Consider the following 10,530-nt stretch of genomic DNA (forward strand, 5'->3'; position numbering starts at 1 on the left):
GTCTTGCGTGCGCCATACAGGCCGCCTCCGTGATGCGTCCGTCCTCATACAGTGCGTCGTAACCGGCATACGCATCCGCCTGCAGGACCCCGCTGTAGCCTGCCAGATGACGCTGCGGATGGATCCCTTTGCGGTCCGGCGTGTACGTGAACCAGACCGCCGCCGGCAGCGATGAGCCGGCGCACCTGTCATCGCGGAGGTACACCCACAGCCTGCCGGTGCGCGTTTTACCGCCTCCCGGCGCCAGCACATTCACCGGCGTGTCATCGGCGTGCACTTTACCGGCCATCAACACATAGCTGTACAGGGCCTCGTACAGCGGGCGCAGGGTATGCCCCATCTCGTCCACCCAGCTGCCCGGCGTGTTACGGCTCAGTTCCACGCCCTGCCGGGCATAGATTTCGGACTGGCGGTACAGCGGCAGGTGCCTGCAGAACTTTGCCATGATAATGCGTGCCAGTAGGCCCGGTGCGGCATAACCACGGGCGATGGGTTTGACCGGCAGGGTAGTCTGCACGATGTGGTCACACCGGCAGCAGGCCAGCTTCGGGCGCACCGTTTCGATAACCTTAAAGGCGCTGCGGATGATGTCCGGCTGCTCAGAGACGCTGTCGCTCAGCGGTTTCAGCTCCCCGCCACACTTCGGGCACACAGTTTCACCGGGCGGGATAACCCGTGTTTCACGTGGCAACCCGGCGGGCAGCGGTTTTCTGCCCGGATGGGCGACCTTCGGAGGAGACGGCTCTGCGGCATTCGTTTCGGGCAGGCCGGAGCGGGTCGTGCGCAGCTGCGTCTCCAGCGCGGCAAGTTGTTTTTCCGCCTGTTGCAGCTGACGTCCGGTTTTCAGCCGCTGTTTCTCTGAGCTCTGACCGAACAGCATCCGGCGCAGTTTATCGATCTGCGCCTTCAGCCTCTCTATCTCGCGTTCGACGCGCTCTATACGGCCCTGCTGCTCGCGCAACAGGGTCTTAAGCACGTTGATGTCGTCGGGCAGGGGCGTGTTCATGCCCCCACTTTATGACGGTTTATACCCGTAATCCAGGGCGTTCCGTGCGTTTCGGGTGCTGCCACGACAGGCCCTCGAGCAGCATCGACAGCTGGGCAGGCGTCAGCCAGACTTTCCCTTCGCGGGCGACGGGCCAGATAAAGCGGCCACGCTCAAGCCGTCTGGTCAGCAGACACAGCCCGTCCCGGTCAGCCCACAGAACCTTGATCATACTTCCGCTGCGTCCGCGGAAGATAAAAAGGTGACCGCTGAACGGGTCCTCATTGAGGGTGTTCTGCACCAGCGAAGCCAGCCCGTTAAACCCTTTACGCAGGTCGGTAATACCGGCGACGATCCAGATACGGCGTAAGCGATCAGTGAGTGCCGTATTGACGGCTATTTCCTAGTGAGATCTACATTCCAGGGCAGAAGTTCAGCCACTTTGTTCGACGGCCACTCCGGCAGTACGCGTAAGATATGGCGAAGGTAAGCTTCCGGATCGATACCATTCAGCCTGCACGTTCCGATCAGACCATACAGCATGGCTCCGCGCTCACCATCACGATCGCTGCCGAAGAAGATGTAGGTGGTATGACCTTTATATACTCACTGTAGCATTGGTGAGATATTCCAGAGGAGGTCATCATGCATTCGGAAAATATTGAGGTCTACGTCGGGCTGGATGTGCACAAAGAAACGTTGGCAGTTGCTATCGCAGCGCCTGAACGACTTGGCGAAGTTCGCTATTATGGTACGATTAACAACGAACCGTAGGCAATACGTCGATTATTTCAAAAATTGCAGGGACTCTACGGATACATTCTTTCCTGCTATGAGGCTGGCCCCTGTGGTTTTGGACTCTATCATCAACTTACAGCGATGAATATAGAATGTCAGGTTATTGCCCCTTCCCGGATACCAAAATCACCAACAGACAGGATCAAAAATGATCATAGGGACGCAATTTCTCTAGCCAGATTACTGCGAGCAGGTGAACTACCCCCTGTCTGGATCCCTGACCTGACTCATGAAGCTATGCGTGATTTAATCAGAGCCCGGGCCGCAGCAAAACGTGATAGCAGAGTTGCCCGACAGCGAATTCTGAGCATGCTATTACGAACAGACAAACGTTATACAGGAAAGCACTGGACCGGCAAACATCGTACCTGGTTGGCCAATCAATCATTCATCCAGCGATCTCAACAGATTGCTTTTCAACATTATTGTCAGAGTCTTGAGCAGATTGAAGATCGCATACTACAACTCGATCAGGAAATATCTCGCCTTTTACCTGAGTGGTCTCTGTGTAATTTGGTTTGCCAGTTGCAGGCTCTTAAAGGCGTTGGCCAGCTAACAGCAATAACTCTGGTTGCTGAACTGGGTGATTTTTCACGATTCTCCAGCCCCAAACAGGTCATGGCGTTTCTGGGGCTGGTTCCAGGGGAACACTCAAGTGGAAATAGCATTCGTCCCAGGGGAATAACAAAAGTTGGAAACTGCGAACTGAGACGCCTCCTTTACGAAGCTGCCTGGTCTTATCGTACACCGGCAAAAGTTGGTGCATGGCTGATGTATTATCGGCCTGATTCGATAACACAATATTCAAAAGACATTGCATGGAAAGCTCAACAACGATTGTGTTCCCGTTACCGAAGCCTGACAGCAAAAGGGAAAAAATCACAGGTTGCCATTACTGCGGTGGCACGTGAGTTGACTGTATTTATGTGGAATATTGAATTTTCTGCCCAATCATCATTCAGTCAGCAGACACAAAATTAAACCCTGAAGCAGTCAGACACGGAATGAGTGATCCTCGTAAAAAAATTCAGGGAGGCCGAAATTCGCCAATACCTGCATGTAGAAAGAGGCCAGCTCGCTGCGTAAATCGTCGTGAGGTTAAAATCCCCGAATAAGAGTTTGTAAAATCCAAGATACAGTCTGGCTGTTTCAGGTTCTTTAATCCGCGATATAGCGAAGCTACCGGAGCTGCGTAGGATCATTTTTTGCCAAATATTTGACAAAGGTCATAAGAGTCTTCTTGCCAAGACAGACTGCTCGTAGCGCGCGCTCAGCAGCGTTATTATCCGGCTCTGCCAGGCCATCATCGCAGTAGTAGCACAGGGCATCCCACTGGTTCAGTGCATAAGCGAACGCCTCACCCAGCCGGGATTTTTTTGACAATGCCGTGCCTTTTTCCACAACCACTCATGCAGGGAAGCCAGCAGCGGTTTGCTACGGGATTGCCTGTCTTCCAGACGCCCTGCTGTCGTGAGGCCGCGTATTTCCCTTCTATTGCGTACAGCTCACCGATGCGTTTCAGGGCTTCTTCTGCTGTCGCCGTTTGAGTGCTTATATAGACGTCATGGATTTTTCTGCGGGCATAGGCCCAGCATGCGGCTTCTGTCAGAGGGCCCCCTCACGGTCCTGACTGAACAACCTGTCATAACCCGCGAAGGCGCACACCATGATAGTGGCGAAGATGTTGTTGGGGATGTTTACCCTGCCTGTCCGGCGAGAAGGCGAACCAGGCTGCGGGTGGGTCTGATGACCCGGCACTCCGGTCATCACGCACATACGTCCAGATGCGCCCGGTTTTCGTCTTCTTTCTGCCCGGTACCAGTACCGGCACCGGGGTATCATCCGTATGAAGTTTGCGGCAGTCCATCACGTAGTGGTAAAGGACCTCATCCAGCGGCGCCATTAACCGGCAACAGGCATCCACCCAGTTGGAGAGCAGTGCACGACTCAGCTCAACGCCCTGTCGTGCAAGAATTTCTGTCTGCCTGTATAACGGCGTGTGTTCGCAGTATTTCGCGGTTAACACCCGGGCCAGCAGACCCGGCCCGGCGATACCCCGGTCGATGGGCCGTGATGGCGCAGAGGCTTCAACAACACAGTCGCATCGGGTGCAGGCCTTTTTCACTCTGACCGTGCGGATCACCTTCAGAGCGCTGGAGACCAGCTCCAGTTGCTCCGCGCTGACTTCGCTGAGGTACTCCATATCACTGCCGCATTCCGGACAGCAGGTTTCCGCTGGCTCCAGCCGGTGTATCTCGCGGGGAAGATGTTCCGGTAAGGGTCGACGATGGCGGGACTGGCGCAACTGGCGGGGTACCTGTGGATCGTCTTCCCGTCCGTTGTGGCGATCGCTTTGCTGCTCCTGCCGTTTAAGCAGGGCTTCGGCTTCTTCCACCTGGCGACGCAGCTTTTCAGAGCGGGTACCGAACAACATGCGACGCAGTTTTTCTGTCTGTGCCCGCAGATGCTCTATTTCGCGTTCTTCTTTCTCAATTTTCTCTTCGGCGCGGGCCAGCGCCGAGCGCAGGAACGACTCAGTCTCTGCAACGAGACTGAGCTGGCTGTCTTTCTGGCGGAGCGCATCTTCCAGCGCAACGATACGGGCGAGACAGTCCTGACTCATGACCCCATTTATAATGCGGTCATGTTCTTTTTACAACATTGTCAGCGAGTTAAGGCGTGCTGTTTTTGGCTGGCGCCAGTCCAGCTTATCGAGAAACATAGCAAGTTGTGAACGGGCGATAGCGATTTTCCCGTCACGGACCGCTGGCCATATGAACTGGCCTTCTTCCAGTCGTTTGGTCAACAGGCACAGGCCGTCAGCATCAGCCCAGAGTATTTTCATGGTATCGCCACGGCGTCCCCGGAAGATAAACAGGTGTACGGAGAAGGGATCCTCATCCAGAACGTGTTATATCGTTCGCCCAGCCCGTTGAAGAGCTTACACATATCCCCGTCACCGTACAACCTGACGATGTGCTGGTTCACTCAGATGGCCGACGTGCGTTTCGCCGGATAAGAACCGGACGTAAAAGAGATAAAGAAGAATCGGATCTTGGCGCTGCCGCTTTTGTACTGGCAGCAAGGAGAGCTTTTCCTGACGCGACAGTAGAGTTAGTTCATCTTTCTGATAAGACTGTAACGCCGGTTGATCTGAGCGCTAAGGTGCTACATAACCGCCAGGAAAAGCTTCTTGATGCCCTGAACTCTATAGGTCGTGGAGTATTTCCCGCCGAGTCATCATCCCGTGTTTGTCCCTCCTGCCCGGCATTTTTCGTCTGCGGATTGACACCGCCAGGCGCGCTTCAAAAAAAATTCTAAAATAATTTACCGCTTCGGTAGCGCTGCATCGATTGAGTATTAGAGCCAGACACCGTCTGGCCGGACTCAGGGACATGCATAAGATGAACAGCCAAAATATTAACAATATTGACGATGTCGGAGAAGCGATTCGCGAAGGCCGCGAACTGCGTCCGGCAAATGCCTACCGCATCCTGTTTGCGCAGGAAAATCTGGATTTTCACGCAATTGAGATCAATGACCCAGTTCCACTGGGACGTCAGATTCTGATTGCCGCAGGCCTGCGTGCAAATGATGGTTACAGCCTCTTCGCTATTCTTCAGACGGGCGACTTTGAAGATCTGCGCCTTGATGAACCTTTCGATATTCAAGTCGCCGAGTTAAACATGTTGAATGCGGCACTTGCCGTCATCAAATGGAAGAAACTACTCGGGTTTTATCGTGATCTTGAAAATAAACATAACTGTTCAATACGACTGACGGGAATATGTTACTGAATGGTGACTTACTATGATACGCCATAACCAACTGACCCCGTGTTTCGTTAAAGGGATTCCGCGAGAAATTGAACCAAGTATCCTGTATGTTTCCATGGAGTATGGCACAGTGATTCACAGTTGCTGTTGTGGGCATGAGGTAGTAACGCCTCTGACCCCAACTGACTGGAAGCTGACTTTCGATGGCGAGACCGTGTCGCTGTGGCCATCAGTTGGAAACTGGAATTTACCCTGTCGATCTCACTATGTAATCCAGTGTAACCGCGTACTGGAAGCACCTCCTTGGGATAAAGCCAAAATCGATGCAGAGATGCGTCGAGATAAAGCGGCTAAGAAGCATTATTACGCGCAGACAAATGCGACGGTAGCATCGAAGAGCTGAAACAGGAGCCAACTGAGGAGCCGTCTGGGATGAGAACCGAGCCATTATCTCTTTGGAATAAGATAAAGAAGTGGCTGAGTTAGGGCAATGGCTTTAACGGTACTCAAGCATGACACTAGGCAGGTGACATTCAGCTTGTTCTACAGGCGAGTTCATCGGTTTGGCTATGGACCGGTATGCTGGAATGTATTGAAAGCATACCGGTACAAACCACAGATAAATATTTTTAACGTGATCTGCTCTCCACTGATTAATACCTTAAGATATGAGTTATTCAGACATTAGATTTGGAACCAATGACAGCTTAGTGCCAAAAGCCTCCGTTCGCGACCACTCAACACATAAATTATAATATGGCTTATTCAACTTCTCATGAAGAAAATATTTTGTGAGGCCGTGTTTGATAAGCTGCATAATTCGATTTCCGACACCTTAATCATATTAGGGACCGAGATACTCAATGCACCGAGTGAGAATATGTAACAAGCAAGCATGGCGAAGTAATAACTCTCATATCGCTCCAATGAAGACTTGCTTGTTTTGAATGGGCTCAATGCTGATCCATGCGCTCGTTCATTTCGCATGGTAAATAACCAAATCGACATTAAAAACTCAATCCTCTTGGCATCTGATGGAACATTATTGGGGTTTTTAAGGTCAAGAGCTTGAGTAACCTTTTTTCTTTTCTTCGTGCCAACTGCTCCTGAGAGATAAAGCCGCATGAAACTGGATGCCGACTGAAGGAGTTTGCCAGAAGGGGGTGGCGTAATATTTTTATTTTCGTCAATGCTAAATTTTTTTATGAATTCGTCGTAAAATTTTCCTCCCGTGCATTCAATCACTCTTCCATTAAACTGCTTGCTTGTATCGTTTTGGGGTATTTACGATTCGCACATGCGTTTGACAATATACATCAATGTCGGAGCGAGCAAATTATGGCAAAGACTATCTGTGATTACTTTCCAATGAGCAGGTTAATTGCATGTGCCAAAATGTTACGTGCTTTGTTTATGCTAGAAGTGCATGGGAGGCGCAATACGCCGGTACAGGGACCGGGCTCTGCTTCAGACGGGTGTCAAAACTGAAAGGGATCGTTCGGACGGTTTTCAGCAGGCCCTGTACGTCCGGATGAGCCGGATTAAGCAGGAAGTTGTATTCGACCGGGGTAGCGAAATTGGTATTGCATACAAGCATAGTTCTAAGCGTGTATGTCGCCCAAATAGACTTTCGGACACCATTAGTATCGTATACATTACAAAACTGCCAAAAAATGCTGAATATGTAACGTATACGATGCAATCAAACTCTATACGTAACTTACCAGATTAGCCTGAGTGACTTCTCGACACTCACAATCAGTGCTTCTGGCACCCCTTCTTCTTCAGCATATTCTCGCCAGCGGGACACAACACGTATGGTTTCATCAATAATGTTTTGCGCTTTGCTGGGCCGAAGGCTGGCTATATTGTTTGCGACGGAAAGAAGGTCATCAATCACAAATTTATCTCGCTTTCCAGCTAACGTAAGCTGATGAGCATTAACCCACGGCGAATCGGCTTTATAACTCCACGCGACATCAAACGCTGGGGCAAGCGTCCACTTAAAATTATCATCAACCATAAACGACCAGTTCTTGGTATGATCATCATGGTTACGCGCAACAACATTGAATACCATTCGGCGATATATTTGCTCTTGCTCTTTGTTGGACAATCCGAGCTGCCGACACACTGCAAGCAACTCCTCGTAGCTATATGCCCCTGGTTTTCTGAAATCAGCATGAGCAATGCCGCACAAACTCAAAACATGGTATTTCTGGTTATTAACCCGATCAAAGCGTTTTGTCATAAAATGAGCTCTACCGGAGTTCATCTCGCGTAATAACTCGCACTCTGACATTGAAATACCCGCATCCTTGGCCATGAGGTGATACACATATTCCATTACTCCATACCCTTTCGGATCGCCGAACGTCTCCTTATCTGATTTGTGCTCTTCTACACCATCAAATTTGAGGAGGTAATGCTCGAAACCATCTGGCACTTCGACCTGCCCTGAACGTATCTCAGACCTGTCAGCATTAACGGCAACAACAGCTTTAGCTCTTGCCCCGCCCGCAGAGGTGCCTATCTGGAGCAACTTAGCCAGTGATGATTCTTCATAATCATTCAGGTGAAGTTCATCCCGCGAATCCAGGACTTTTTGAGCCATTTTGACAAGCTCACCGATTAAAATGGGTTGGCTATCAACCTCCTGATTGTTATTCGTGGGCTGATATTCCAGCGCCCCCATGCCTCGGGTTCCGGTATAAAGCAATCGGTCTAACGCTAAAAACTGCGATTTATCTTGTCCCTTTCTTGCTAACCAGGCATTGATTAATGAGTTACCAAAATCGTCTGGCAATGAATCGGCAAAAACAGCGGGTAATCCCCTGAATGTTTCGAATGCAAGGGCAGGAAAGGTGAAGACTTGATTATTTAATGGAAGATAAATGGGTGAAAGGCTAAATCCGTCTTTCTGCCAATCTTGAGTATATTCAAATGTGGCAAAGCCGCTATCATCGACATATGCCAAATACCCAACAGGAATACCATCAAAGAGCACTTCACAGGAGTTAGCTATCATTTCACAACCTTAAATTTAGCTCGGTTTGCCAGTAAAGATTTAACACTACCCTGAGGAGAGGTTTGGGGTTTCATGGAATTCCGTACTCGATGATGAGTTATACTTGTCCCAGTCACTGTTCGGGAACTTCTCGCCTTCCATTTTGAGTTTCCCGCAATAATATCTGACGGTCGAATGGTTTGCTCGGGCACCAGAGCATCAAGTCCCTCAAGCAAATTTAGCTGCCGAAGTACAGCGATAAAAGTGCCAAAGCTACAAGTCCCCTTTTCCAGTCTTGCATATGTTGGCCTGCTTATCCCGAGACTATCCACAAGAGCCTCTTGTGACATTCCTCTCGATTGGCGGTGTACTTCAAGGCGGTTGAATAACTCTTTACTGATCGCAAGATCAGTCATCGTTTTATTTATCTTCATGGGCACCTCTTCGTAATGTATACGTACTATTTTAGCATTAAGGATCCTGTTTTGTAACGTATACGATGCGAAAAAACATTGACACGGTTACACGCTATTGTGGAGCTACGCCGTTACAATTAACATGTGATAACGAGTATTACTTAACATGTGCATTTCCAAAATAGAAAGGTGAATCGACACGGGTTTAATCGGAACTGTCCGCGTTTTCATTGAGTGCTTCATTGGACTGCCCCCGCCCTAGTAGACGCTCCTGCACTATAGTTAGACTGACCCCGCCCCGGTAGACGATCCTGCCCTATAGTTTGAGCACAGCAACTGTCTTTAGCCACTCATTACGAAGCATGGCGATGATACAAAGGATCCCATGCTTCATTCTTCTTTAACATTGCATTCAGAATGGTCAGTAGTTTTCTGATACAGGCAGTTAATGCGACCTTTTTAGGCTTTCCGGCAGCAACCAGCCGCTCGTAAAACTCTTTAATTACAGGATTGTGCCGGGTTCCTACCAGCGCTGACATATACAGGGCCGTTCGGACTGAAGCTCGTCCCCCAAATACCGTGCGTCTACCTCGCATTGTCCCAGAATCACGATTGACTGGCGCAACCCCAATTAGCGCACTGATTTCACGACGTGACAGAGAGCCAAGCTCTGGAACTTCTGCAAGTAGCACAGCCACAGTCGCCGCTCCAACGCCTTTTACGGCACGGAGTAGTTCAGACAGGTCACTGAAATTTTTCGAAATATGGTCTGCCATTTCACCTTCAATGCGAGCTAATTCATCTTTAAGTGCTGCAATGATTAATTTAATGCTCCTGTGACTCGCAGGATGCGATGGGTACAACCTGTTCCGTTCTGATGTAAGCATGACAGTCAATTGACGGCGTCTGACAACCATTGCTGCCAGCAATTGCCTGTGAACATCCGGCAGCGGCCGAATGTACTTTTCACGCTCGGGGTGCTGGTTAATGACTTCTGCCATCTGAAGCAGAACCCTGGCGTCAATTTTATCAGTCTTAGCCAGATAACCCATTACGCGCGCAAAATCTCGCGCCTGTCGGGGATTAATGATAACAACATCAAACCCTTCAGATTGAAAATAGCAAGTGGCTCCCGATTCAAGGCCACCTGTTGCTTCCATCAGGATCAAGCGAGTGCCATTACGTTTTAACTCGCTGACAATTTGAATAAAACCTTCTAGAACATTTGGCATTGTTGACTGAGTAGTCATGCCGCTCAATGCAATATCCAGAGTATTTTTCGAAACATCTATCCCGGCACAATGCTGATTGGTTCCGCTCATCTATACCCCTCCTTGCAAATACGATTTGAGGTTCGGACAACTGTTCGGGCTTCAGATGGGCGGCTCAGCCTGTGCGTCAGTCGCTATGCTGCGGGCTTGAATAACCCCGGGAGGAATCGGACTACACAGGCTTTACCAAATCTAAGCTCGTTAATAGTAATCCGCTTTAGAGATATAGACTGGCCCCCTGAATCTCCAGACAACTTATATCACTTAAATAAGTGAT

Annotated in this window: 8 protein-coding genes and 6 pseudogenes; 4 read left to right on the plus strand and 10 right to left on the minus strand. The window is 49.8% G+C overall.

Annotated features, from left to right (window positions below; genetic code table 11):
• The 3 genes and pseudogenes from IAE50_RS24905 to IAE50_RS24915 all read right to left on the minus strand — a co-directional run.
• Positions 1-1,006: IS66 family transposase (locus tag IAE50_RS24905; RefSeq protein WP_234467333.1), on the minus strand; the 1,006-nt coding region annotated here is incomplete at its 3' end.
• 19 nt (positions 1,007-1,025) lie between these two features.
• A complete protein-coding gene (gene tnpB / locus IAE50_RS24910; RefSeq protein WP_200581609.1) occupies positions 1,026-1,385 on the minus strand; it encodes an IS66 family insertion sequence element accessory protein TnpB in 360 nt (119 codons plus the stop codon).
• Positions 1,382-1,582 (minus strand): annotated as a pseudogene (locus IAE50_RS24915) (transposase domain-containing protein); the annotation flags it as partial. The gene tnpB (IAE50_RS24910) and the pseudogene IAE50_RS24915, both read right to left, overlap by 4 nt.
• A 48-nt stretch (positions 1,583-1,630) precedes the next feature.
• Between IAE50_RS24915 and IAE50_RS24920 the strand changes: the two are divergent.
• Positions 1,631-2,764, plus strand: a pseudogene (locus IAE50_RS24920) (IS110 family transposase).
• 198 nt (positions 2,765-2,962) lie between these two features.
• Here the strand turns inward: IAE50_RS24920 and IAE50_RS26865 are convergent.
• The 3 genes and pseudogenes from IAE50_RS26865 to tnpB (IAE50_RS24930) form a co-directional block, all read right to left on the minus strand.
• Entirely contained in the window at positions 2,963-3,184 is a 222-nt protein-coding gene (locus tag IAE50_RS26865) for a transposase (RefSeq protein WP_375288117.1), read from the minus strand.
• Positions 3,141-4,406 (minus strand): annotated as a pseudogene (locus IAE50_RS24925) (IS66 family transposase). Before IAE50_RS24925 ends, IAE50_RS26865 begins: the two are co-directional and overlap by 44 nt.
• Positions 4,407-4,436: 30 nt before the next feature.
• Positions 4,437-4,732 (minus strand): annotated as a pseudogene (gene tnpB / locus IAE50_RS24930) (IS66 family insertion sequence element accessory protein TnpB).
• 455 nt (positions 4,733-5,187) lie between these two features.
• On the opposite strand from tnpB (IAE50_RS24930), the pseudogene IAE50_RS26870 reads away from it, so the two are divergent.
• The 3 genes and pseudogenes from IAE50_RS26870 to IAE50_RS26310 all read left to right on the plus strand — a co-directional run.
• A pseudogene (locus IAE50_RS26870) lies at positions 5,188-5,394 on the plus strand (hypothetical protein); the annotation flags it as partial.
• 51 nt (positions 5,395-5,445) lie between these two features.
• Positions 5,446-5,597: pseudogene (locus tag IAE50_RS26875) on the plus strand (ThiF family adenylyltransferase); the annotation flags it as partial.
• Between the two features lie 77 nt (positions 5,598-5,674).
• Positions 5,675-5,962, plus strand: coding sequence for a DUF6527 family protein (locus IAE50_RS26310; protein WP_234467336.1), 288 nt, complete (start codon positions 5,675-5,677; stop codon positions 5,960-5,962).
• A gap of 362 nt (positions 5,963-6,324) precedes the next feature.
• Here the strand turns inward: IAE50_RS26310 and IAE50_RS24945 are convergent, their stop codons facing one another.
• The 4 genes from IAE50_RS24945 to IAE50_RS24960 all read right to left on the minus strand — a co-directional run bounded on the left by IAE50_RS24945 (position 6,325) and on the right by IAE50_RS24960 (position 10,304).
• Positions 6,325-6,804 carry a hypothetical protein gene (locus IAE50_RS24945; protein WP_200581605.1) on the minus strand — a complete coding sequence of 160 codons (480 nt, stop codon included), beginning with the start codon at positions 6,802-6,804 and terminating at the stop codon, positions 6,325-6,327.
• Between the two features lie 475 nt (positions 6,805-7,279).
• Positions 7,280-8,587 (minus strand): type II toxin-antitoxin system HipA family toxin, encoded by a 1,308-nt coding sequence (locus IAE50_RS24950; protein ID WP_200581606.1) that lies wholly within the window; start codon positions 8,585-8,587, stop codon positions 7,280-7,282.
• Positions 8,584-9,000 (minus strand): helix-turn-helix transcriptional regulator, encoded by a 417-nt coding sequence (locus tag IAE50_RS24955; protein WP_200581607.1) that lies wholly within the window; start codon positions 8,998-9,000, stop codon positions 8,584-8,586. Before IAE50_RS24955 ends, IAE50_RS24950 begins: the two co-directional genes overlap by 4 nt.
• 335 nt (positions 9,001-9,335) lie before the next feature.
• Complete coding sequence (locus tag IAE50_RS24960) at positions 9,336-10,304, minus strand: IS110 family transposase (protein ID WP_200581608.1); 969 nt, start codon at positions 10,302-10,304, stop codon at positions 9,336-9,338.
• Positions 10,305-10,530 lie beyond the last annotated feature (226 nt).

Source organism: Kosakonia sp. S42, from assembly GCF_016624785.1.
Taxonomy (GTDB): domain Bacteria; phylum Pseudomonadota; class Gammaproteobacteria; order Enterobacterales; family Enterobacteriaceae; genus Kosakonia; species Kosakonia cowanii.